Here is a 22,679-nt window from a genome sequence, read left to right as displayed (position 1 = left end):
CGTCCCCTCTGTCGTTTCCTGTCGCATGGGTCTGTTGCAGGTGCCGGCGAGCCCGGGGCGGGGTTCACGCATCGGTGCCCCTGGCGGACCAGAAGCCCTTGATCCCCGCGCTGAGGACGCCGCTCTCCCACGCCGTCATCGCGGCGCGGTCCTCACGGGCGAAGGCCGCTTCCACCTCCTCCGCCTGAGGGCGCAGGAGAGCGAGGTGAAGGGCCGTGGTGTTCCCCTCGGGCGTCCACTCGATGACGGTGTCGATGGCCCGGCCGATCAGGGCGTCGGGCTCGACGATCTCGTCCAGGAGCCCGATCCGCAGCGCCTCGTCGGCCCGGACCCGGGGCGATCCGAGCACCATGCGCATCGCGTGGCTCCCGATGAGGCGCCGCAGCAGCACGCTGGACGCGTTCGAGATCGTGATGCCCCGGCCGTTCTCCGGCTGGTAGTACTCCGTCGCCCGGGTTCCGATGCGGGCGTCACAGCACAGCGTGATCTCCGAGGCTCCCCCGACCGCGAGTCCGTTGACCGCCGCGACCACGGGTACCCGTGTCTCCAGAATGGCCCGGGTGATGTCGTGGAAGCTCGCGAACGCCGCACGGAACTCGGCGTCCGTGGACGGCGCGCTCTGGAGGTCCTCTCCCGCGGAGAAGGCCCGCCCCTCGCCGGTGAGCACGATCCCGCGCACGCGCTCGCCGGTCCCGAACTCACGGATGAGCGCGGCCAGCCGTAGCCGGGTGGTCACGTCCATGGCGTTGAGCTTTTCGGGCCGCCGGAGCGTCAGCACGGCAACGTCGCGCACGACGTCGGCGTCGAGGAATCCGCCGCCGGATGCGTGGGGTGCCGCCGTCCTGCTCCGCCGTGCGCCCAGGTCGTAGGTCACGCCGGGCTCGTCCGCCGCGCGTACCTTGAGCGCCGCCTTGGCGATGCGTTCGGACGGCGTCCGGGGGAAGCCGGCGACGAACTCGACGTAGCGCGGCACCTTGAAGCGAGCGAGTTCCTTGCCGGCCCGCTCCACGATCTCCTCGGCCGTCGCGCGATTCCACGGCACGCCGGCCGCCGGCTGGACGAATGCCTTGACCTCCTCACCGAGGGTCTCGTCGGGTTCGGCGACGACCGCGGCCGCGACCACCGCATCGTCGCGCTCCAGGGCGGCCTCGACCTCGACGCTCGCGACGTTCTCGCCGCCGCGGCGCACCATGTCCTTGATCCTCCCGACCAGCTGGATGCCATGGTCGGGCCGGCGTACGACGACGTCACCGGTGTGGAGCCAGCGTCCCCCGGCGGCTACGCCCTCATTGCCGGGAGGACCCCCTCCCCCGTCGGCTACGCCCTCATTGCCGGGGGGACCCCCACTGCGCAGGACCCTGGCCGTGTCCTCCGGGCGGTTCCAGTAGCCGTTCATCATGGGCTTGCCCGAGATGACCAGCTCGCCGGGTTCGCCGGCCGGCACCTCGGCACCGGCGGAGTCGACGACGCGGACCTGCTTGGTCGGCACCGGCCGCCCCAGGCTCCCGCTCCCGACGGCACCGGCGTCGTCGAACGGGCTGAACAGATCGACCCCGGACTCGGTCATCCCGTAGATCTCCCGCCACGGCGCGCCCCAGCGCTCCTCCAGCTGCGCGTGCAGACCGACGGGAATGCCCGAACAGAACACCTGGCGTACGTCGTTGTCCCGGTCCTCGGGCGCCGGCGGCTGCTTGAACAACAGCGTGGGCATCGACCCGAGGACGTAGAAGAAGGTGGCGCGGTGCCGGCGGACGTCCGCCATGAAGGTCGAAGCGGAGAACCGCGGCAACACGACCAACGGGGCACCGACCGTGAGTGCGAGCGCCGTGTTCCACTGCGGATCCATGTAGGAGAACGGCTGTGCCGTCAGGAGCACGTCCTCGGTACCGAGTCCGGTCGCCGCCGCACAGATCCAGCCCAGCCTGACCCAGTAGTCGTGGGTGAGCATGCACGCCTTGGGGAAACCGGTCGTGCCGGAGGTGTACTGCAGGTTCGCCAGCGTCCCGGCCTCGATCTGCACCGCCGGTGCCGTGTCCGGGAAGGGCTCGGACCCGTCGTCGGCGACGTCGATGACACGGAAGCCGGCGAGCCCGCCCTCGGTCGCCAGGACATCGGCGATCAGCCCGGACCGCTCGGAGTCGGTGAACGCGACGCGTGCGCCCGAGTCCCGGAGGACGAAGGCGAGGTCGCCCCGCTGGTAGGAGCAGTTGACCGGAACGGCGACCGCGCCGGCCTTCAGGACGGCGAGCCAGCCGACCGGCCAGTGCACGACGTTCGGCAGCATGATCGCAACACGGTCGCCCGGCTGTACTCCGTCGAGCTCGATCAGCCGGTGTGCCAGCCGGGAACTCCATGCGTCGATCTCGGCGAAGCTCCACGACCACTCGCCGAAGCGCAGGAACTCCCGTTCCGGTGCATCCTGTGCGCGCTGCGACAGCAGCTCGGTCAGGGTCGGGGTGGCGGGGTCGGCGCCCATCTGTTCGGGCCGCACTACCGGCAGGGGGCGCGAGCGGGTGCGACCGGTTTGCCCGGCTGCCACGTTCTCGGTCATCGCAAGCTCCCCTGCCTCTCTTCATCGCGGTGGGCCGTGAGCAGCTCCGCCGCGGCCCGCACGATCCACGTCAGCGCCGGGTCCGCGCTCTTCATCCACTCCGGGTGCCACTGGACTCCGAGCACCGGTGCCCCTGGGAGCTCCACCGACTCGACCACGCCGTCACTCGTCCGCCCGGTCACGACCAGTCCGGCGCCGCAGCGGTCGACTGCCTGGTGGTGCCAGGAGTTGGTCAGCGCGTGCTCGCCGAACAGGCCGGCGGCGAGCGAGCCCTGCGCGAAGGTCACGAGGTGGTCAGCGGTGCCGTCGGTCGGTGCGGCCGCTGCCGACAGGTGGCTCACGGGGCCGGGCGGAAGGTCGGCGATGAGCGTGCCGCCGAGGGCGACGTTGAGCACCTGCATGCCACGGCACACGCCCAGTACGGGTGTCCCCCGCTCCAGCGCGGCCCGGACGAGCTCGATCTCGTACTCGTCCCGGGCCACGTCGTGGGCCATCGGGTCCGTCCGTGGATCGATGTCGCGGGCCACTGCCGTGTCGCCGCCCCAGCACGCCGGATGGACGTCCTGTCCGCCGGTGATCACCACACCGGACAGCCACTGGCAGACGTCCGTCGCGTCGGTGTCGTACGACAGGTGCACCGGGAGTCCGCCCGCCTGCGCGATGCGGCTGGCGAAGTCCGACATGTAGCTGTCGGTGCAACGGTCGCCGTACCGCTCGTCGGACCCCTTGAGCAGTTCCAGCCGGTACCGCCGCCCGGTGATGCCGATCAGCGGCCGCACCGTCGCGGCCTCCTCACGCGTGCTCACGGCAGCTCGAAGTAGCGGACCGACTCCCACTCCGAGAGCTCGGCGAACGGGTCGCCGCCGGCGGTGTGGAACTGCATCCATTCCCACTTGCGCGACGCGATCCAGCAGTCGACGAACTCGTCGCCGAGGAGCTCGCGCAGGATCGGATCGGCGTCCAGGGCCGCCGCGGCCTTCGTGATGGTGTCCGGGATCCGCTCGACACCCAGGCCCGGCGGCAGGCACCACGCCATGTCGGTGACCTGCTCGGGCGGGTCGATCTTCCGCTCGATCCCGGCGATGACGCCGGCCAGCACGCCCGCGAGGGCGAGATAGAGGTTGGCGTCCGCGCCCGGGAGGCGGTACTCCAGGCGGGAGTACTCGGGGTGTCCGCAGACGGCGCGTACCGCGGTGGTCTTGTTGCTGATGCCCCAACTGACCGTGACCGGTGGCCCGCTGAGGTCGACCAGCCGCCGGTACGACGTGATCTGCGGCAGCACGATCGAGGTGTTGCCCTCCATCGTCGCCAGCAGCCCGCCGATGGCGTGCAGCATCGTGGCCGACGGTCCGTCCTCGGCGTAGAACGCGTTGTGGCCGTCGTGCTGCAGGGAGAGGTTGAGGTGGGATGCCTGGCCGTACCCGGCGGTGGGCTTGGCCATGAAGGTCACGGTGTGCCCGCGCTCGTACGCGACCTCGCGCATGATCTGGCGGGTCCGTGCCCAGGCGTCGCCGACCTTGACCGGGTCGCCCGGTGCGAGGTTGAGCTCGATCTGGCCGGCGGCGTCCTCGTCGCTCCAGGCCTCCCACTCGATGCCGACCTCGTCGAGGCGCTCGGCCACGGCGTTCATGTAGTCGGTCCAGTCCTTCGACTTGGCGAGGTGGTACGCCGTACCCGCGCTGCCGCCCAAGGGAGTCAGGTCGCGGTACCCGCGGGCACGCGCCTCGTGGATCGACTCCTCGAAGACGGTCGCCTCGATCTCGACCGCGACGGTCGCGGTGAATCCGTTGCCGGCCAGCCGCTCGGTCATCTTGCGTACGAGGTTGCGCGGGCAGATCGGCACGGGTGTGCCGTCCTTGAGCCAGTAGTCGCCAATCACCGAGTCCAGGCCCGGCCTCCACTCGACGAGGGTCGACATGTCGGGACGGAGGTAGACGTCGTCGAGGTGGCCACGCCAGGCGGGGAAGGCGGAACCGAAGACGGGAACGTTGCCGAGGTCGAGGCCGAACAGGAGATCCGCGAAGGCAAAACCGGCGTCCTTCCCCGCGGCGAACTTCTCGGACGAGACGTTCTTGCCGAGGAGACACCCCTCGTGGTTCGTCGCCTCCAGCCGGACGGTTCGCGTGCCGGAGTCGCGGAGCGGCGCGCTCGTGGCGGCGGTGCTGAGCTCAGACATCGTAACGAACCTTCCAGGAGGCGCCGGTCATCACCGACAGCTGGGAAAGGGTGCCCTGGATCCCCAGGGCACCCGAGGACAGGACGGCCATGAGGTCGTCCGCGCCGGAGAACACGCCGGCGAGCGTCTCGGGAGCGCCGGCGACCAGGTACTGCGTGGGGCCGTCGCCGAGCACGACCTGCTCCAGCCCCTCGGGCCCTTCGGTGACCGCGATCAGCACATCGGGAATGCCCGGCAGCGAACGTGTCGCGTCCCAGAACCGCTGAGCGGCGTCGCGCCACTCGGGCAGCGGCGGCGTGAGCGCCCGCAGGACGTCCCCGGCCAGGCCGTCGTCACCGGAGGGCTCCGCCGTCGGCGCGAAACGCGCGTTGAGGTCGACCGTGATGACGGCGTCGGGCTCGGCCGGCACCCCGCCGGCCACGTCGATCCCGTCGTCACCGAAGGTGATCGTCGCGGCCTGGGGCGTGTCGTGGGAGCGCACTGCCACGGTGCCGGCCGACCTGGTCAGGGCGTCGACGGCGTGCCCGGCGCGAGCAGCGTCGCGCAGCGTACGGGCGATCAACCGCACGACGGGGCTCGCATCGTCCTCGATCCTGACGCCGACGTCTGCGCCACCCGCAGACGCCGACGTCAGGGCCGTCGTGGTTTCCGTCATCCTTCGGTCCTTTCGACTTCACGAGCCCCGCGTCACGTGGTGACGCCGCACCGGCTCGAACGAATCCGAGATTTCTTAGTCAGTTGACTGAAACGGATGACTATGATGCTGAGGTACGGGTCACACGCTGTCAACACCCGGTTTCCATCTCGTTCGGAAAGGCCGTGCCATGAACAGGCCACTCCCCCCGCACTGGGAACGTCTCGACGCCGACGCCCGGCTCGCGGCCCAGGCCATCGCAGCCGTACTCACGACTCCCGTCCGCGAGCTCGGCGTCCGGGCGGCGCGCGAGCTCTTGGCGAGCACGCCGTCCGACCCCCCACTGACACCCCTCGACCGAGTCGACGAGGTGACCGTCCGCGCTCGCTCAGGACCGCTCCGTGCGCGTCTCTACCACCCGCCCGGCCCGCCGGCCGCGGACCTGCGGCCGGTGCTGCTGTATCTGCACGGCGGCGGATTCGTTCTCGGAACCCTCGACGGAGTGGACGAGACCTGCCGCGCCATCGCCGCCCGATCCGGGTGGGCAGTGCTCTCCCCGGAGTACCGGCTGGCCCCGGAGCACCCGTATCCGGCGGCCCTGGAGGACTCGCTCGACACGCTGGCCCGGCTCCGCGAGTCAGGCTCCGACTGGGGCATCGATCCGGGCATGATCGCCGTCGGCGGTGACTCCGCCGGCGGCAACCTCGCCGCTGCGCTCTGCCTCCACCTCCGGGACCACGGACGCCCGCTCCCCGTGTCCCAGGTCCTCGTCTATCCCGCGGTCGACGACCGGTTCGCCACGCCATCGTGGACTCGGTTCGCCGACGCACCCCTGCTGACCGCGGCCGATGCGCGTTGGCTCTGGGAGCAGTACATCGGCCCCGGCCGCCAGGGCGACGTGGATGAGTACGCAGCCCCCATGAAGGCGGCATCCCTGCGCGGACTGCCGCCGGCCCTGGTCCTCACCGCCGAGGTCGACCCGCTGCGTGACGACGCCGAGGCGTACGCCGCGCGACTGCAGGACGACGACGTACCCACCACCTCCATACGCCACTCGGGCGTGTTCCACGGCTTCTTCACCGAGGTCGGCGCCTTCGCCAAGACCGACGCGGCGATCGACGACGTGGCCCGGCACCTGCGAGACATCGCCGCCGCTCGCGCCGCCACGCCCTCGGCTCCCTGCTGACCGCCGGGCATTGACGAAGGTCACGGCCCATGGCTACTTTCTTAGTCACTCGACCTAGACAACTGACTACCTCCGTGCCGTCCCTCAGCTCCCCTGGACCACGAGAAGGCAGAGACCATGACTGACACCTCCTCCACCGCCCCGGTCGTCGACGTCCTGTGCGTCGGCGCCGGGTTCTCCGGCCTGTACGCCGCCCACAAGGCGGCCGAGAAGGGCTGGACGTTCGCCGGGTACGAGACCGCCCCCGACGTCGGCGGCACCTGGTACTGGAACACCTATCCCGGCGCCCGGTGCGACGTCGAAAGCGTCTACTACTCGTACTCGTTCAGCGAGGAGCTCCAGCAGGAGTGGACCTGGAGCGAGCGCTTCGCCCCGCAGGCAGAGATCCTGAGCTACATCAACCACGTCGCCGACCGCTTCGACCTTCGTCGGCACTTTTCGTTCAACACCAAGGTCGTCGCGGCGAATTGGCTTGCGGAGGAGCACCTCTGGGAGCTGACCCTCGACTCCGGCGGCACCCGCCGTGGCCGCTACCTCCTGGCCGGCTCGGGCGGTCTGTCGACGCCGAAGGACTTCGACGTGCCCGGCCTGGAGAACTTCACCGGGCTGACGGTGTCGACGAGCCGCTGGACCATCTCGCTCGACGACCTCGCCGGCAAGCGGGTCGCCGTCATCGGCACGGGATCGTCGGGCGTGCAGTGCATCCCGCTCATCGCCGAGGTGGCCGACCACCTGACCGTGTTCCAGCGGACCCCCAACTACGTCTTCCCCGCCCGCAACGCCCCACTGCCGGCGGAGACGGTCGCCGAGATCAAGAGCAAGTACCCCGCCATCCGCGAGGAGTGCCGGCACTCCCCCGGCGGAATCCCGGACCGCCCGGTGACCGACCGTGCCTTCGACGTCTCCGACGAGGAGCGCCAGGAGCGCTACGAGCGGGCCTACGAGCGCAGCGGATTCCTCGGCGTCGGCGCGGAGTTCGCCGACCTCCTCACCGACCTCGAGGCCAACAAGACGGCGTCGGACTTCATGCGGCAGAAGATCCGTCAGATCGTCCACGATCAGCGGACCGCGTCCCTGCTGGAGCCCCAGTTCCACCCGCTGGGCGCAAAGCGCAGCTGCTTCGGAACCGACTACTATGAGACGTTCAACCGCCCGAACGTCTCGCTCGTTTCGCTGCGTGATGAGCCGATCACGACCATGACCTCCGACAGCATCGTCACCGAGGGCGGCTCCTACGAGGCCGACGCCGTCGTTCTCGCGATCGGTTTCGACGCCTTCACCGGACCGCTGTTCGCACTCAACGTCACGACGCCGGAGGCAGGCAGGCTCCAGGACGCATGGAGCGACGGCGTACGCACCTACTTGGGCATCATGACCGCCGGATTCCCCAACTTCTTCATGATCGGTGGCCCTCAGAGCCCCGCACTCGCGAGCAACGTCATCGTGACGATCGAGCAGGCGGTCGACTGGATCGCCGACCTGATCACCCATGCCAAGGCCGCGGGCAGCGATGTCATCGAACCCACCGCCGAGGCCCAGGACGACTGGGTGAGCATCACCGAGGCCACGGTCAACCAGACGCTCTACGCGAGCACCGACTCCTGGTACCGCGGCTCCAACGTGTCCGGCAAGCCGGCCACCTTCCTCGGCTACGTCGGCGGCGTCGGCAAGTACCGCCGCATGTGCAACGAGATCGCCAAGCGCGGCTACCCCGGCGTCCGGATCGACGGCCAGGCCGTTGCCCCCGGGATAGGCCGCATCGACGAGGAGATCGCGTGAAGGTCGTCCACCAGCGGTACGTCGCCCACTCCGACGCCCACTACGCCGGCAACCTCGTCGACGGTGCATACAGCCTGAAGCTGTTCGGTGACGCCGGAACACACCTGGCGATCACCCTCGACGGCCACGAGAGCCTCTTCGCCGGGTACTCCTCGGTGGAATTCCTCGCGCCGGTCCGCGGCGGAGACGTCATCGAGGCAGAGGCGCGCCTCGCGTCCAAGGGCCACCGGAGCCGCACGGTCGAGTTCGAACTGCGCATCATCTGCCGCTCGTTGGACGAGACCGGCCGCGCCGAGGTACTCGCCGAACCCATCGTCGCCACTCGCGCCCGAGGGACGGGCGTCGTCCCTGCCGGCGCAGTCGAGAACGGAAGTTGATACAGCTATGGACACATCGAGAGACGTACGTGAAGAGGCGTGCGAGATCGTCGTGGTCGGTGCCGGCATGGCGGGGCTGATGGCGGCGACCACCCTGTCGGACCGGGACGTCGTCGTGCTCGAAGCCTCCGGCCGGGCCGGGGGCCGCGTGGAGTCGGTTCGCCGGGGCGACTACTGGATCAACCTCGGAACCCAGTTCACCGAGGGAACCGGCACCCTGATCGACGCCCTCGAACGCCACCGGATCCCCATGGGGTCACTGGCGGGCAAGAAGGTGGCCCTCGCGCTCAACGGAAAGCAGGTCGACACCTCGAATCCGTTCGGCCTGATGCTCCGCTCCAGGATGACCCTCATGGACCGGGTCGGGCTGGCAGCCGTCGGCGCCCGCATCCTCGCGGCCGTCCCGTTCCTGACGATGAACCCCGACAATTCTCTGGCGAAGCGGGTCCGGGCGGCACTCGACGCCCGCCCCGCGTCGGACGTGCTGCGCGGCATTCACTCCGACGTCGCGCGGGCCATGGTCCGGTCCTGGTCCGGGCAGTGGATGGGCTGCGAGCCGGAGGAGACAGCGGCGACCCAGTTCGCGATCTCGATGGGGATTCTCCTGACGGACCCGGCGAAGGTTCCGAACTTCTCCCTCCCGGCGGGCGGAAACCAGACCCTCACCGACATCCTGGCCGCCGATCTCGGCGACCGGCTGCGGGTGAACTCGCCGGTGCGGTCGGTGGAGTGGACCGAGGACGGCGTCGTCGTGGACTACGAGGACGGGAACGGACCGGCGCGGCTGCGCGCCCGCCGTGCGATCGTGGCCGTCCCCAGCGACGTGGCGGTGAAGCTCATGCCCGGTCTCCCACCTGAGTACCGGGCGGCGTTCGAGGACATTCACTACGGCCGGTACGTGGTGGTGGGCTACTTCACCCGCGAAGAGGGCCCACAACGGTGGGACGACTACATGGCCGTGTCGACACCGCAGCTGTCGTTCCAGGCGATGTTCAACCATGCCGCGGCCCTGCGCGGTACCGGCCCACGTCAGCCGGGCGGCGCGCTGGCGTGTTTCGCGGGCGGTGCGGTGGCCGACAGTCTGTTCCAGCTCACCGATGAGGAGATCGTCACTCGGTTCACCGCAGACCTCCTCTCGCTCTACCCCGAGCTGGAGGGGAAGCTCGACGAGGGGATCGTCCGACGTCACCACCGGGTCGTGCCCTTCTGGCAGCCGGGCGGACGTGCCTCACTGCCGACCCTGCGCCGGCACCTCGGCCCCGTCCATCTGGCCGGCGACTACCAGCTCGACATGCCCTCACTCGCCGACGCGGCCTCGTCGGGCGAGCGAGCCGCGAAGCAGGTTCTGGCGAGCCTGTCCCGCCCGGCGCGCTGACGATCCGCCCCGTTGCGCTGATGATCCAACCCCGGTGTGCTGACGATCCGACCCGGTGCGCTGACGATCCGACGCTCACCGCGTTCTCCGGCCGCCCGCTCCGGCGGCCACTCGTCCGTCACCTTCGCCCCGCCATTCGCTGCTGCCCATGCAAGGACGGTAACCATGCCTGCCACACAGCCCCCCGCCCGTCAGGCGGACCGGCTCTACCACGACCTCCTCTCCCCCGCGGAGACCCAGGAGCTCCGCGGCCGAGTGCGGAAGATCGCCTCCGACGTCGTCGCCCCCGCCGCCCGCCGGATCGCGAACGGGGACGAGCGCGTCGACGGCTTCCCGCAGGACGTCTTCGACGGCCTTGCCTCCGCCGGCCTGTTCCGGGTGCCCTTCGCCGCCGAGGTGAACGGGGACGGCTTGGCCCACCCGGTCACGGCGACCGCCGTCGCCATCGAGGAGCTGGCCTACTACTCCAGCAGCATCGCGGCGGTGTTCGACGTGCACTGCATCCTGGCCGGCAATGCCCTGACCCACGGCACCCCCGCACAGCAGCAGCAGTGGCTGCCCCGGGTCGCGGACGGCTCGGTCGTCGGTGCCTTCGCGACCACCGAGCCCGAGGCATCGTCCGACCTGAGCCCGCAGGCGGTGCGGACCGTCGCCGTCCAGCAGGGTGACGGCTGGATCCTCAACGGCCGCAAGCGGTGGATCTCCAACTCACCGGTCGCCGGATTCATCGTCACGCTCGCGCGCACCGGCGACCGGCTCTCGATGTTCATCGTCGACACCTCCCTGCCCGGAGTGCGAGTCGGCGAGCCCGACCGGAAGATGGGCAACCGCGGCCAGCTCACCGCCGACGTGTGGTTCGAGGACGTCGAGCTGACAAGCGACTCTCTGCTCGGCCGCGAGCCGGGACACGGACTCCGTCACGCGCTCGCCACGCTCACGCTGGGCCGCATCGGCATCGCCGCCGCCGGTGTCGGCATGGCGCAGGCCGCCTTCGACCACGCTGTCGCGCACCTGTCGACCCGGGAGGCCTTCGGACGGAAGCTGGCCGCCAACCAGCACTGGCAGTTCCTCCTGGCCGACCGCGCCACGGAGATCGAGAACGCCCGCAACCTCTACCTGAAGGCCGCGCTGCGCCGTGATGCCGGCGAGGTGTTTCCCGAGCCGGAAGCCGCGATGGCGAAGCAGTACGGAAGCCGGCTGGCGGTCGACATGGCGCGCGACGCGGTCCAGGCGTTCGGTGGTCTCGGCTTCGCCCGTGAGCTCAGCGCCGACGCCACTCCGGGGCCGGTCGAGGCGATCTACCGCGACAGCAAGATCGGGGAGATCTACGAGGGCACGAACGAGGTCCTGAAGTGGGTCATCGCTCGCGGGATCTTCGGCAAGGAGATCACCGGCTGAGCCTCGCGGGCCGCACCTTGCTCATGTCGGGCGGCAGCCGCGGCATCGGCCCGGCGATCGCCGTCGTCGCCGCCCGCCGCTCGCCGCGGCGGTCGAGGCTGCCGAACAAACCGTGGACGGGTTCGGCGGCCACCGGTCTCTGGCCGTACGGCGGCACAGGGGAACCCCGGTACGGCGTCTTCGCCGGTTTCCCGCAATGACGGCATACACGTGCGCGCCGGGGATGAAGCGCGGACCGCACGATCCCACCCGCGGGCGAGCAAGCCCGCCGCGAGGCTGACGAGGAATCACCATGTTGAACCTGTCGATCCTGCTCGAAGACTCCGCCCGCAAGTACCCCGACCGCGAAGCTGTCGTACTGGGCCCGGCCCGCCTGACGTACCGCCAGGTGAACGCCGCGGCCAACCAAGTCGCGAACCTGCTCGTGGCGCGCGGGATCCGCCCCGGCGACAGAGTGGCCCTCAGCTGTCCGAACCTGCCGCACTTCCCGATCGTCTACTACGGCATCCTCAAGGCCGGCGCAGCTGTCGTCCCGCTCAACGTGCTGCTGAAAAGCCGCGAGATCGCCTACCACCTGGACGACGCCGGCGTAAGGGCGTACTTCTGCTTCGAAGGCACCCCCGAGTTGCCCATGGGCGCCGAAGGCTTCGCCGGCTTCCAGCAGGTCGAGGCGGTCGAGCACTTCTTCCTGATCACCGATGGCCCCGCCGCTCCCAGCCCCCTCGACGGCGCCGAGACGCTCGGCAGCGCCCTGGCCGGCCATGGCACAACGTTCGACTCGGTAACGACCGAGCCCACGGACACGGCGGCCGTCCTCTACACCTCCGGGACCACCGGACAGGCCAAGGGCGCCGAGCTGTCGCACGCCAACACGGTGATGAACGTGCTGGCATGCAACCGGCTGTTCCGCAGTACACCAGCCTCCGACAGCCACCTGGTCTGCCTTCCGCTCTTCCACACCTTCGGTGCCACGGTCCAGCTGCACGCGGGCTTTTCGATGGCCGCCACTCTCCACCTCGTTCCGCGCTTCGATGCGCGCGAGGTCGTCGACCTGATGGGCCGCGAGCCCATCACGTTCTTCGCCGGCGTGCCCACCATGTGGTGGGGGCTCCTGAACGCGCTCACCGACGACGTCGACGTCAAGCGCATCGCGAGCAACCTCCGGATCGGCATCTCCGGCGGTGCCGCACTCCCCATGGAGACCGCACACCAGGTCAGACGGCGCCTGGGGATCACGGTGCTCGAGGGATACGGTCTGTCGGAGACTTCTCCCGTCGCGACATTCAGCGACCCTGATCTCGACCCGCGCCCGGGATCGATCGGAGTTCCCGTCTGGGGCGTCGAACTGAAGCTCATCGACGACGACTGGACCGAGGTGACCGGCAGCGGCCAGGTCGGCGAAATCGCGGTCAAGGGCCACAACGTGATGAAGGGCTACTACGGCAGGCCGGAGGCCACCGCCGAGGTCATCCGCGATGGCTGGCTCCGCACCGGCGATCTCGCACGGCGCGACGAGGACGGTTTCTACTACATCGTCGACCGGTCAAAGGACCTCATCATCAGAGGAGGCTTCAACGTCTATCCGCGCGAGGTCGAAGAAGTCCTGATGCGGCACCCGGACGTCAGCCTGGCCGCCGTCATCGGGGTGCCTCACGCCAGCCACGGCGAAGAGGTCAAGGCCTTCGTCATCCTCCAGCCCGGTTCCTCCCTCACCTCCGACGATCTCGTCGCCTGGGCCAGGAAAGAGATGGCATCTTACAAGTACCCGCGCATCATCGAATTCGTCCCCAGCCTGCCGATGACCGCCACCGGAAAGATCCTCAAGCGCGAACTGGCCCGCAGTACGCAGCAGTGACACGCCAGGCGTACGCACCCACCGTGGTCGGCACCGGACCTGCCGGTGCTCGCGGACCAACAGCCCCACCGGGAGTACGGTGCGTCGCAGAGCTGAAAGGCGACCTCCTGGGAACGCAACCCGTCGCAGGTGGCCGGCCGTACCAGGGCGCCCTGGCGCACTCGTTCCGGGACGGCGCCGATGATCCTGGCGCGAAGGCGGAAGCCTTCCTTCATCGCGATGACGGCCAACAGGTTCCGCTGATAACGGCCAACAGGTCCCACTGCCGCGCGTTCCGCCCGACAACAGTGGTGAACCGGCGGATGATGCCCGTTCCGACACTGGGCTCCCAGGTCGGATCGGTGGAGCGACGGCCGCGGTTCGCTCCCGCACTCGTCTTCAACTCTCCGGTGTTGCGTGTGGTGTGGGCGTTCGATCGGATGTCGGACGACCGACGGAAGCGAACAGAAGGAGGTCGCCACCATGGAAACGCGCTCAACCGGATACACGGCAGTGGAATTCGGTGAGGTCAACGTGCTCGTCGGCCCGAAGCGGGGCGCCTACCCGTACAGCAATTCACTGCTCGTACGCGGCACCACCGCATCACTGGTCGTCGACCCCTCGCTGTCACTCGTCGAGGACGCGCCGCCCGCGGACGTGGTCCTCGTCAGCCATGCCCACGAGGACCACATCGCAGGTCTCGGCAGCTACACGGTGCCGGTCCACGTCCACCACGGGGATCTCGACGCGCTGCGCTCCCGCGAGGCCCTGGTCGCCGGATTCGGTCTCGCACCCGAGGCGGTCGACGAGGCCGACAGGGGGCTGCGGGACCACTTCCACGTGCACGGCCGTCCGGACGCCACGGGGTTCGCCGACGGCACCGTCTTCGACCTGGGCGGACGCACCGTCACCGTCGTGCACCTCCCCGGCCACACCGCAGGCCACAGCGGCTTCCTGATCGAGCCCGACGGCTTCCTCTTCATCGCGGACATCGACCTGACGTCGTTCGGGCCGTACTACGGCGACGTGGGCAGCAGCCTCGTGGACTTCGAGGCGTCGATGCGCCGGTGCCGGGAGATCGACGCGCGCTGGTACGGCACCTCCCACCAGAAGGGCGTGATCGAGGGCGCGGCCGAGTTCCGGCGCCGGCTCGACGCCTTCGCCGGCGTGGTGAAGGAGCGGGAGGCAACCCTCCTGGCCCTCCTCAGCGAACCCCGAACCGTCGAGGAGATCGTCGATCACCGCCTGGTCTACCGTCCGCACGTCGAAGGAGCACAGGTACGCCCGGTGGAGCGGAGAACGGCGGTACGTCACCTGGACCGGCTGCTGCGCGAAGGACGGGTCGCGGAGGTGGCACCAGGGCGTTTCCGCGCCGCGTAGCCCACGCAGTGCCAGCGGGCTGTGGCGAAGCCTGCCCTGACGGTCCTGGCGGAGGCTGCGGAGACTGCGGCGGCAGAGTGGTGCGGGGGGCGGGTATCGAAGCCGTCGCCCGCGCCCTCCAGCTCGACGACGCCGAACGCGCCCACCTCCTCCATCCGGCCCAGACCGCCGACGGCACTGAGGCCCTCACCAGGCCCCGGCGCCGACGCACCAAGGGACAGCGGACACCACACCGCAGCCTGCGATGGACCCTGGACGCGATCACCGAAGCACCGGCCTTCGTCCGCAACGGCCGCATGGTCCTGCTCGCCGCGAATCGGCTGGCCCGCGGCTTCTACCGCGACGTCTACCACAGCAGCTGCCGGCCGCCGAACTTCGCCCGCTTCCACTTTCCCGCCCCGGTCTCCCGGCGATTCTCCCCCGACTGGGACTCCGCCGCCGACACCATCTGCGCACCGAAGCCGGCCGCAACCCGCACGACAAAGACCTGCACGACCTCATCGGCGAGCTGTCCACCCGCAGTGAGGAATTCCGTACCCGCTGGGGCGCCCACAACGTCCGCCTTCACGGCGCCGGGACGAAGCGTTTCCACCACTCCGCCGTGGGTGAGCTCACCGTTGCCTACGAGGGCCTGGAGATGGCCGCCGACCCCGGCCTCACCCTCACCGTCTACACCGCCGAACCCGCCTCCCCTTCCGAAGAAGGCCTCCGCCTGCTCGCCTCCTGGGCCGCCACGCAGGAAACGCAGCCGTCGGCGGATTCCGTGCCGAGCAACTGACACGCGTGCGGCCGGCTCACGCGAGGGGACTGCGGCGTGCGCTTCGCGGAGCGACACCCCTCGGCGGTGTCGTCGACCTGTACCCAGGGGCCGTTGGCCCGTTGAGATCATCGCTCAGAACAATGATGCTGCCCCGCGAATCCAGCTTGGCATTACGCGGGTGTCAGTCGTCGGCGGAGATGAAGTCCGCTATCGCGGCAGCGACGGCTTCGGGCTGCTCGTCGGGGATGAAGTGTCCGGCGTCGGGCACGACGACTCGGGCGGTGTTGTCGGCCCACGGGCTGAGGGAGGCTGCCATGTCCGGAACGGAGCCGTGGCTGCTGGAGATTCCGAGGACGGGCACGGTCAGGTGCCGCCGCTTGAGCGCCTCCCGGTTCTTGCGCGCCGACTCCGCGGCGTCTCGGTAGTACGCGAGGGAAGCGCGCAGGCCGCCGTCGGCGGCGACGGCCGCCGCGTAGTGGTCGAGCTCGGCGTCGTCGAACGTGTCGGGAGCCAGGGCCTTCACCTTCAGGAACCAGCCGACGTACTCGCGTTCGCGGCCGGCAAGCAGCGTCTCGGGCAGGTCGGGCACGGTGTGGAACGCGAAGTGCCAGGTTTTCCACGCCCGTTCAGGGTCGGTGGGAATCGCCTCCGGGAGAGTGATACCGGGAATTCCGGCGTCGAGCAGTGCGACCCCGTGCAGGTGGCTCTCGAAATTGAGGGCGAGGGAGAAGGCGACCCAGGCACCGATGTCGTGGGCGACCAGGGAGTAGGTCGACACTCCGAGAGCCTGCACGGCGGTGTGGACGTGTGCGGCGACCGTGTGCGTGTCGTAGCTGCGCTCCGGACGCTCGGAGTGGCCCTGACCCGGCAGGTCGATCGCGATGACGCGGAACCGGTGGGTGAGGCCGGGCATCACCTTTCGCCAGGCCCACCAGGTTTGCGGGAAGCCGGCGAGCAGGACGACGGCCGGGCCGCTCGGCCGTCCGCCTTCGACGGCATGAAGGCGGACGCCGTCCGCGTCGACCCAGCGGTGAGTGAATCCGGGCAGATGCTGCAGGGGCAGGTCGCGGACGGGGTTGCTTTCGGAGACATGCGGAGTACTGGTTGCCGGGCCGGTCACGGGGATCCTCCGTCGGTGTGAGGTGTGCGGTGGGGACGGTGCAGCTGACGGCGGTGGCTGGGACCACGTGGTGTGTTTCTTGCGGACCGCGTGGTGCGCGAAGTGCGCCGCATGCCTCGCCATGACCGCCACACTGGAAAGCTAACACATCTTGAACCGGTCAGTTCAAGATAGAATGGTGCGCAACACCGTACGAACCATCGAGCACCGGCAAGGAAGTGCCCGCGTGGCAGGCAAGAAGCAGTTCGACATGGACGCGGCGCTCGACGCCGCGATGATCCAGTTCTGGCGCGACGGCTACGCCGACACCTCATTGGGTGATTTGTCCCGGGCAACCGGCCTGAACCGCAGTTCCATCTACTCCTCCCTCGGCGACAAGGACACACTCTTCCTGCGCTGCCTGGATCGCTACGCCGCGCGCTATGGCGAGAAGTACGACGCCGCCCTGTCGTGTGCGGCCTCGGACCCCGTGGCCGCCGTTCGTGCGTTCTTCGACGTCACCCTCGAGCGCATCGCCGATCCCGAAGTACCTGACGGATGCCTGATCGCCCAGTCGGCCATGGCGATCCCAGCGCTGAGTCCGAGCGTCGCGGCGCACACCGAGCAGGCGCTCGGCTTCCAGCGCCGGCGCCTGCGCGCCGCGCTGAAGGCCGGCCGGCTGACCGACCAGGACGCAGAGACCTTCGCACTGCACGCGGCGGCCGTGAACCAGTCGCTCGCCGTCATGAGCAGGGCCGGGGCGAGCCGGGCGCAGCTCCTGGCCATCGTGGGCGTGACCGTCGACGCCCTGTCGCAGGCGGTGCGCGCGTAACGAATCGGACGCGGCCGTTACGGCCGTCGGACTCGCAGCCTGGCACGCACGGTCATTACATGGGTTCGAGGCGTGCGCGGCAGTGGTGCCGGGCTCGGGGCCTGATGGCTTCGTCGCCCATCGGGCCGGACCAAGTGGAGCGCGGAGTCCGGGACTTGTTGTCTGCGCCGTGTGCTCACGATGAGAAGCCGCTGCATCCTGGGGATGGCCGCAGTCGGCCGGCCCGGTAGCCGCGCGCCTCGGTGTGGTCGAAGCCGACCGCCTGTTCCACTTCCTGGACGACTTGCCCTCGCCGCGTGAGGCGGCGGGCCATCAGATCGGCAGGTGGGAGCGCAGACGGCGGGCCGTGGCGGCCACGGTGGTGCCGACCGCGAGTACGGCGGTGCCCAGCAGCAGGAAGTAGGCGGGCAGCGGGAGCACCGCGGTCAGCCGGTACAGCTGGCCGCCCAGCACCACGCCGACTGCGGCGAACATGCCGTTGAGGCCGAGGAACCGGCTGGTGAAACCCGTCGGGGCGACTGCGGCGGCGAGGGCGAGACCGGCCGGAGCGAGGACGATCTCGCCGAAGGAGTACAGCAGGTAGACCACGACCAGCCATGCCGTGGAGACCGGACCGGCCTGGGCCCGCAGGGCGGCCACGGCCATGACGACGAAGCTCAGGCCCGCCACGCCCAACGCGCCCGCGACCTTTGTGAGGACGGTGGCGCGCGACTTCGTCACCAGCGGGGCCAGCAACAGGACGAACAGGGGGTGCACCGACTGGAGCCAGCTCGCCGGTATGTCAAAGCCGAGGAGGGTGCGGTCGGTATGGCGCTCAGCGAAGAGAGCGAGCGCCGAACCGCTCTGGGCGAAGATCATCCAGAAGGCGGCGGAGGCCCCCATCACGGCCGTGAACGCCGCGAGCGGCTTGCTGTCGACAGGCATCCGGCGGCGGAGGGTACGCAGGTAGAGGAAGGGCATGGCGAGGGTGGTCAGGCCCAGCAGTGCCAGCACCGCGGGCAGAGGCAGCACACCGAGGGCGACCGCGGTGACCGTGACGGCGACGGCCGCCAGGACCATGGCTGCCCGCTCGACCGCGGTCCGGACCGCTTCCCGCGGAAGCGGGCGCGCCGGGGCGCGGCCGACCTCTTCGAAGGCACGGAGGCCGACACCGAACTGTGCCAGACCTGCTGCCATGCCGAACGCCGCGGCGGCGAAGCCGAGGTGCCAGGCGACCCTCTCGGCGAGCAGGCCGGTGACGACGGGGGCGAGCAGCGCGGACACCTGGATGCACATGTAGAAGCGGCCGAACGCCTCCTCGCGCTTCTCCCCGCCGCTGACGGCAGCCACCATGGCGGCAAGGGAAGGCTTGACGAGGCCCGTGCCCACGATGATGAGCCCCAGCCCGGCGTAGAGCGTGGGTGCGGAGCCAACAGAGAGGACGGCGTGCCCCACCGCGATGAGGGCGCCGCCCAGGAGCACGGCCCGACGCGCACCGAGCACCCGGTCGGCCAGCCAGCCGCCGGGCAGTCCGGCCATGAAGGTCAGCGACATGTACGTGGCGAACAGCGCGGTGGCTGTCCGGGGTGCCATGCCCATGCCGCCATTGGCAGGCGGCGCGGTGAGGTAGAGGACCAGGATCGCGCTCATCCCGTAGAAGCTGAACCGCTCCCAGAGGTCGACGCCAAGCAGGGTGAGGAACCCACGTCGGGCTCCCGGCCCCAGGGCGCCACCCAATTCCGCGGGCGGCGGATGCATCCCCTCATGGGGCCGCGTCTCTCCGGTCCGTGGACGCAGCGGGGCGTCATTGCTGCGGTCGTGCGGTCGGCTCGGGCTTGCCACGGCCGCCTCCTCGGTAGGGCCCCGGTGGGGCAGGGTCAGGCGGCGGCAGGGACGTGGGCGCGCAGCGGCTCCCACCAGGCTCGGTTCTCGCGGTACCAGTCGACGGTCTCGGCCAGCGCCGTGTCGAAGTCCCGACGCGGCCGGTATCCGAGCTCTGTGTGGATCTTGGTGAAGTCGACGGAGTAGCGCCTGTCATGCCCCTTGCGATCGGGGACGTGATCGACCATCTCCCAGCCCGCACCGCACGCGGTGAGCAGCCGCTGGGTCAGCTCCCGGTTGGACAGCTCCGTGCCGCCGCCGATGTTGTAGATCTCGCCGGGTCTGCCCTGGGCCCGTACGAGTTCGATGCCTCGTACGTGGTCGTCGATGTGCAGCCACTCCCGGACGTTGAGGCCGTCGCCGTACAACGGCACTTTGCGGCCCTGGAGGAGGTGGGTGATGAAGAGCGGTATGACCTTCTCCGGGAACTGGTGGTGCCCGAAGTTGTTGGTGCAGCGCAGGATCCGCGTGTCCAGACCGTGGGTGCGGTGGTAGGCGAGAGCGAGAAGGTCGCCGGCGGCCTTGGAGGCCGAGTACGGGGACGTCGGGTGCAGCGGTTCCGTTTCGAGGCAGGGGTGGTCGACGGAGCCGTACACCTCGTCCGTGGAGATGTGAACGAAGGTGCCGATCCCGTGCCGCGAAGCCGCGTCGAGGAGTACCTGCGTCCCCACGACGTTCGTCCGTACGAAGGGGTCGGCGCCGGTGATCGAACGGTCCACATGGGTCTCGGCCGCGAAGTGGACGATCTGGTCGTGCTCCTCTACCAGCCGGTCCACGAGTGCGGCATCGCAGACATCACCCTGCTCGAAGGCGAACCCGGGGTGGTCGCGCACCGCGTCGAGATTGGCCGGGTTGCCCGCGTACGTGAGCTTGTCGAGAACGGTGACTCCGACGTCGCCGGGGCCGTCGGTGCCGAGCAGCGTGCGGACGTAGTGCGAGCCGATGAATCCGGCTCCGCCGGTTACCAGGATCCTGTTCGTCATGAGGAGATCTGCACCTTGCTGTTGTCGCCGAGGATGAGACGGTGCGCCGCCCGGGTCCGGGGCGCGGGGGTGACCTGAACGTTCCGCCCTACGAGCGAGGACTCCAGCCGGCGGACACCGGTGATGGAGGAGTCGCCGAGGACGATCGAGAACTCGATCTCGCTGTCCTCCACACGGCAGTGGTCGGAGATCGAGGTGAAGGGGCCGACGTACGAGTTGATGATCGAGGTACCGACTCCGATGACCGCGGGCCCGACAATGCGGGATCCGCGGATCACTGCGCCTTCGGCGACCTCCACCCGCCCGGTGATCTCGCTGGCGTCGTCCAGGTCGCCGTCGATCCGGGTGACCAGGGTCTCCAGCACCGTCCGGTTGGCCTCCAGCATGTCCTCGACCCCTCCGGTGTCCTTCCAGTAGCCGGAGATCTCCGTGGAACGTACGTCCTTGCCCCGGTGGATCAGCCACTCGATGGCATGGGTGATCTCGAGCTCGCCGCGCCATGACGGTGTGATCGCCCGGACCGCCTCGTGGACCGCGGGGGTGAAGAGATAGACGCCGACCAGAGCGAGGTCGCTCTTGGGATGGGTCGGCTTCTCCTCGAGCCCGGTCACCCGTCCCGACGCGTCGAGTTCGGCCACGCCGAAAGCCCGGGGGTCGGAGACCTGGGTCAGGAGGATCTGCGCGTCGGGGCGTTCCCTGCGGAACGCGTCCACGATGCCGGTGATGCCTCCGAGGATGAAGTTGTCACCGAGGAACATCACGAAGTCGTCGTCGCCGAGGAAGCCCCGGGCGATCAGCACCGCATGGGCGAGCCCCAGTGGCTGCTCCTGTGGGATGTAGGTGACGCGCAGCCCCATCTTCGAGCCGTCGCCCACCGCTTCCTGGATCTCCTGGGCGGTGTCGCCGACGATGATGCCGACCTCTTCGATGCCGGCGTCCGCGATGGCTTCGAGCCCGTAGAAGAGGACGGGCTTGTTCGCCACCGGGACCATCTGCTTGGCAGAGGTGTGGGTGATCGGCCGGAGCCGAGTCCCTTCACCTCCGGCCAGGACGAGTGCCTTCACGTGTTCACTCCGTGGGTCTGCGGCGCTACGCCGGCAGGGTGGGTGGGAGAAGCTCAGGGATCACCGAGCGCGGTGCTGAGCGGTCAGACGTTCCAGGATCGGGACGGTCTCGTTCGGAGAGGGCTCGACCAGCGCCTCCTGGCGGAGGCGCGCCGCCGCTTCGCGGAACGACGGCTCTTCCAGGACCCGGACGAGCTTCTCGCGCAGTCGGTCCGGCTTCAGCTCCCCCGCCGGGATGGAGAATCCGGCGCCGACACGCTCCAGGTGCTGTCCCTTGACCGGCGTGTCCCAAGTGGCGGCGATCACGATCTGCGGGACGCCGCACAGCATGGCCGTGCCCCAGGTGCCCGATCCGCCGTGGTGAACGATGGCGGAGCAGCTCGGCAGCAGCGCCTGCAGCGGGATGAAATCGACCAGCCGGGCGTTGTCCGGGACCTGCCGCAGGTTCTCACGTTGCAGGCTGTCCATCGTGGCGATGATCTCGATGTCGAGGTCGGCGACGGCATCGAGCAGATCGGCCTGTGAGACGTAGTCGAGGCCGCGCTCCCGCCCCGCCACGCCGAGGGTGAGACAGACTCGGGGGCGCGCGGGGGCCTCGTACACCCAGTCCGGCACCACCGAGGGACCGTTGTACGGCACGTACCGGCTGGGCACGATCTTGAGGCTGGACTCCAGCCGAGCGCTCTCGGGCAGCAGGTCCACCGTCCATTGGCCGGTGACGAGTTCCTCGTCGAACGTGTCGCCGAAGCGGGCGGCGACCCCGCCCAGCCAGTCTGCGAGCGGGTCGCTCCGCCGGGACGCCGGGCGCGCGCGGTCGAGCCGGAGGAACTCCTCCCTGGCCCGCATCGTCACGTCCTGGCCCCAGACGATGCGGGCATGAGCGGCGCCGACGGCCCGCGCGGCGACGGCACCGGCGTAGGTCCCCAGCTCCCACAGCACCAGGTCGGGCTGCCACTTGTGGGCGAAGTCCACCATCCCGGCCACGAAGCTGTCGTTGTTCAGTGTGGTGTGGAACCGGCCGACCAGCGCTTCGTGCAGTTCGTGCAGGTAGTCCCAGGTCAGGGTCTCCGGGGTGGAGAAGGTGAAGTCCCACTCACGGCTGTACGAGGTAGCGCCGGACGGGGAGGGGGCGAACATGGTGTGGTCGGTGCCGACCGCGACGGCGGGCAGGCCGGCCTGGACGATGTCGTCGACCAGCACCGGGTGACTGGCGACCAGTACCTCGTGCCCCGCGTTCTGCAATGCCCAGGCGGTGGTGACCACCTTGTAGAAGTGCGTCTTGATGCCGACGCAGGCCAGGAGTACTCGCATGATCAACCTCTCGATGTAACGGCCCGATCGGCCATCAGTGGGTCCCGTCGAATGCGTGGTGTCTTCCGGAGAGGGTGTGT

18 protein-coding genes and 1 pseudogene are annotated in these 22,679 nt (G+C 69.6%); 9 read left to right on the top strand and 10 right to left on the bottom strand.

Going from position 1 to position 22,679, the window contains the following annotated elements; translation table 11 throughout:
• Positions 1 to 64: 64 nt before the first annotated feature.
• From C3486_RS03250 to C3486_RS03235, 4 genes are read right to left on the bottom strand one after another with little or no spacing between them, the layout of a single operon-like run.
• Complete coding sequence (locus C3486_RS03250; RefSeq protein WP_103830992.1) at positions 65 to 2,551, bottom strand: AMP-binding protein; 2,487 nt, start codon at positions 2,549 to 2,551, stop codon at positions 65 to 67.
• Positions 2,548 to 3,357, bottom strand: coding sequence for a gamma-glutamyl-gamma-aminobutyrate hydrolase family protein (locus tag C3486_RS03245; RefSeq protein ID WP_258052562.1), 810 nt, complete (start codon positions 3,355 to 3,357; stop codon positions 2,548 to 2,550). The genes C3486_RS03250 and C3486_RS03245 overlap by 4 nt, the downstream gene beginning before the upstream one ends.
• On the bottom strand, positions 3,354 to 4,727 hold the full coding sequence (locus C3486_RS03240) for a glutamine synthetase family protein (protein ID WP_103830990.1): 1,374 nt from the start codon (positions 4,725 to 4,727) through the stop codon (positions 3,354 to 3,356). Before C3486_RS03240 ends, C3486_RS03245 begins: the two co-directional genes overlap by 4 nt.
• A complete protein-coding gene (locus C3486_RS03235) occupies positions 4,720 to 5,382 on the bottom strand; it encodes a hypothetical protein (RefSeq protein ID WP_103830989.1) in 663 nt (220 codons plus the stop codon). Before C3486_RS03235 ends, C3486_RS03240 begins: the two co-directional genes overlap by 8 nt.
• A gap of 169 nt (positions 5,383 to 5,551) precedes the next feature.
• On the opposite strand from C3486_RS03235, the gene C3486_RS03230 reads away from it, so the two are divergent.
• The 5 genes from C3486_RS03230 (at position 5,552) to C3486_RS03210 (ending at position 11,476) form a co-directional block, all read left to right on the top strand.
• Positions 5,552 to 6,547: an alpha/beta hydrolase gene (locus C3486_RS03230; protein ID WP_103830988.1), complete on the top strand. Its 996-nt coding sequence runs from the start codon at positions 5,552 to 5,554 to the stop codon at positions 6,545 to 6,547.
• A gap of 117 nt (positions 6,548 to 6,664) precedes the next feature.
• Positions 6,665 to 8,326 carry an NAD(P)/FAD-dependent oxidoreductase gene (locus C3486_RS03225; protein ID WP_103830987.1) on the top strand — a complete coding sequence of 554 codons (1,662 nt, stop codon included), beginning with the start codon at positions 6,665 to 6,667 and terminating at the stop codon, positions 8,324 to 8,326.
• The gene (locus C3486_RS03220; RefSeq protein ID WP_103830986.1) at positions 8,323 to 8,703 is read left to right on the top strand and encodes a hotdog domain-containing protein; all 381 of its coding nucleotides are present in this window, start codon (positions 8,323 to 8,325) and stop codon (positions 8,701 to 8,703) included. The genes C3486_RS03225 and C3486_RS03220 overlap by 4 nt, the downstream gene beginning before the upstream one ends.
• Positions 8,704 to 8,710: 7 nt before the next feature.
• Complete coding sequence (locus C3486_RS03215; RefSeq protein ID WP_103830985.1) at positions 8,711 to 10,078, top strand: NAD(P)/FAD-dependent oxidoreductase; 1,368 nt, start codon at positions 8,711 to 8,713, stop codon at positions 10,076 to 10,078.
• A gap of 165 nt (positions 10,079 to 10,243) precedes the next feature.
• Complete coding sequence (locus tag C3486_RS03210; protein WP_103830984.1) at positions 10,244 to 11,476, top strand: acyl-CoA dehydrogenase family protein; 1,233 nt, start codon at positions 10,244 to 10,246, stop codon at positions 11,474 to 11,476.
• On the opposite strand, the gene C3486_RS37125 is transcribed toward C3486_RS03210, so the two are convergent.
• A complete protein-coding gene (locus C3486_RS37125; RefSeq protein ID WP_181138423.1) occupies positions 11,466 to 11,609 on the bottom strand; it encodes a hypothetical protein in 144 nt (47 codons plus the stop codon). The genes C3486_RS03210 and C3486_RS37125 overlap by 11 nt on opposite strands.
• Before the next feature lie 159 nt (positions 11,610 to 11,768).
• Here C3486_RS37125 and C3486_RS03200 point away from each other — a divergent pair, with 159 nt between their 5' ends.
• From C3486_RS03200 to C3486_RS03190, 3 genes and pseudogenes are all read left to right on the top strand, one after another.
• Entirely contained in the window at positions 11,769 to 13,331 is a 1,563-nt protein-coding gene (locus C3486_RS03200) for a long-chain fatty acid--CoA ligase (RefSeq protein WP_103830982.1), read from the top strand.
• A gap of 462 nt (positions 13,332 to 13,793) precedes the next feature.
• Positions 13,794 to 14,690, top strand: a complete 897-nt coding sequence (locus C3486_RS03195; RefSeq protein WP_103830981.1) for an MBL fold metallo-hydrolase — start codon at positions 13,794 to 13,796, stop codon at positions 14,688 to 14,690.
• Positions 14,691 to 14,785: 95 nt separating this feature from the next.
• A pseudogene (locus tag C3486_RS03190) lies at positions 14,786 to 15,468 on the top strand (transcriptional regulator); the annotation flags it as partial.
• A 163-nt stretch (positions 15,469 to 15,631) separates the two neighbouring features.
• Here the strand turns inward: C3486_RS03190 and C3486_RS03185 are convergent.
• A complete protein-coding gene (locus tag C3486_RS03185) occupies positions 15,632 to 16,570 on the bottom strand; it encodes an alpha/beta fold hydrolase (protein ID WP_103830980.1) in 939 nt (312 codons plus the stop codon).
• A 226-nt stretch (positions 16,571 to 16,796) separates the two neighbouring features.
• Here C3486_RS03185 and C3486_RS03180 point away from each other — a divergent pair, with 226 nt between their 5' ends.
• The gene (locus tag C3486_RS03180; protein WP_103830979.1) at positions 16,797 to 17,381 is read left to right on the top strand and encodes a TetR/AcrR family transcriptional regulator; all 585 of its coding nucleotides are present in this window, start codon (positions 16,797 to 16,799) and stop codon (positions 17,379 to 17,381) included.
• A 312-nt stretch (positions 17,382 to 17,693) separates the two neighbouring features.
• Here C3486_RS03180 and C3486_RS03175 read toward each other — a convergent pair whose 3' ends face one another.
• From C3486_RS03175 to C3486_RS03160, 4 genes are all read right to left on the bottom strand, one after another.
• Complete coding sequence (locus C3486_RS03175; protein ID WP_103830978.1) at positions 17,694 to 19,118, bottom strand: peptide MFS transporter; 1,425 nt, start codon at positions 19,116 to 19,118, stop codon at positions 17,694 to 17,696.
• Between the two features lie 119 nt (positions 19,119 to 19,237).
• The gene (gene rfbB, locus C3486_RS03170; RefSeq protein WP_103830977.1) at positions 19,238 to 20,224 is read right to left on the bottom strand and encodes a dTDP-glucose 4,6-dehydratase; all 987 of its coding nucleotides are present in this window, start codon (positions 20,222 to 20,224) and stop codon (positions 19,238 to 19,240) included.
• Positions 20,221 to 21,288 (bottom strand): glucose-1-phosphate thymidylyltransferase, encoded by a 1,068-nt coding sequence (locus tag C3486_RS03165; protein WP_103830976.1) that lies wholly within the window; start codon positions 21,286 to 21,288, stop codon positions 20,221 to 20,223. Before C3486_RS03165 ends, rfbB begins: the two co-directional genes overlap by 4 nt.
• 60 nt (positions 21,289 to 21,348) lie before the next feature.
• A complete protein-coding gene (locus C3486_RS03160; protein ID WP_103830975.1) occupies positions 21,349 to 22,599 on the bottom strand; it encodes an activator-dependent family glycosyltransferase in 1,251 nt (416 codons plus the stop codon).
• Positions 22,600 to 22,679: the final 80 nt, after the last annotated feature.

Origin of the sequence: Streptomyces sp. Ru73 (assembly GCF_002920575.1) — a bacterium.
In the GTDB taxonomy this organism is placed as follows: Bacteria; Actinomycetota; Actinomycetes; order Streptomycetales; family Streptomycetaceae; genus Streptomyces.
Note: the sequence above shows the minus strand (reverse complement) of the source record. Positions and strands in the feature narration are given on the sequence as shown.